This window comes from Streptantibioticus silvisoli, from assembly GCF_027947535.2.
GTDB lineage: Bacteria > Actinomycetota > Actinomycetes > Streptomycetales > Streptomycetaceae > Streptantibioticus_C > Streptantibioticus_C silvisoli.
Genome location: NZ_JAAGKO020000128.1, coordinates 1 through 912, shown reverse-complemented (window position 1 = coordinate 912; position 912 = coordinate 1). Strand labels below are relative to the sequence as shown.

Here is a 912-nt window from a genome sequence, read left to right as displayed (position 1 = left end):
GGCGGGCGGTGGGGCGGCTGTGGCATCGGCCATTTCTCCTTACAGGTGTGCGGGTGCGCTGATGCCGAGCAGGGACAGGCCGCCGGCCAGCACCGTACCGGCGGCGTCGGCGAGCGCCAGCCGGGAACGGTGGGCGGCCGAGGGTTTCCCGTCGCCGGACGGCAGCAGCGCGACGCTGTCGTGGTAGTCGAGGAACGCGTCCGCCACGCCTTCCAGCGCCCGCGCGACCCGGTCCGGTGCCCGGTGCCGGGCGGCGGATTCCACGACGCGCGGGTAGTCGCCGATCGCGCCGAGCAGCGCGGCCTGCGCCGGCTCGTCCGCGGCGGCGGGGGTGAACTCCCCCGCCGCGAAGCCGAGGTCGGCGGCGTTGCGGGTCAGCGCCCGGGTGCGGGCGTGGGCGTAGCGGATGCGGAAGAGCGGGTTGGCGGTGCGCTGCGGCAGGTGCGTGGCCGGCGCGAGGTCCGGCGGGTCGCCGGCCGGGGGCCGTACCAGCGCCCAGTTCGCCGCGTCGGCGCCGAGCGTGGCGTACGCCGGGTGCCGGACGGCGGCGGCGCACGGTCCGACCGGTGCCCCGCAGGCCCGCAGGACCCGGACGACGGCCGCCGACCGCGGGTCGTCACCGGACGGCGCCGGCGGCACGAGCGGCGCGGCGGCGAGCACGTCACCGTGCCCGTACCGCGCCCCGGCGGCCCGGACCACCCGCACGAGGTCGGCGTGGGCGGTCGCGGCGAGGGTGATGTTGAGGAACCCGGGCCCGGCGATGTCGAGGCGTTCGATGGCGGGGTGGGGGAGGTTTTCGGGGGCGGGGGGGTCTTCGGGGGTGGACGTTGCGGGGGTGGGGGTGCCTTCGGGGGGGGCGGTGAGGTGGCGGGCGACGCGTTCGGCGACGGTCCGGGCGGGGAGGCCGGCCGG

The 912-nt window shown here is 78.8% G+C and carries 1 protein-coding gene; it reads right to left on the bottom strand.

All coding sequences use genetic code 11. The annotated features are described in order from the left end of the window. Window positions 1–39: 39 nt before the first annotated feature. On the bottom strand, window positions 40–912 hold an 873-nt coding region (locus POF43_RS34370; protein WP_282704965.1), incomplete at its 5' end, for a DALR anticodon-binding domain-containing protein.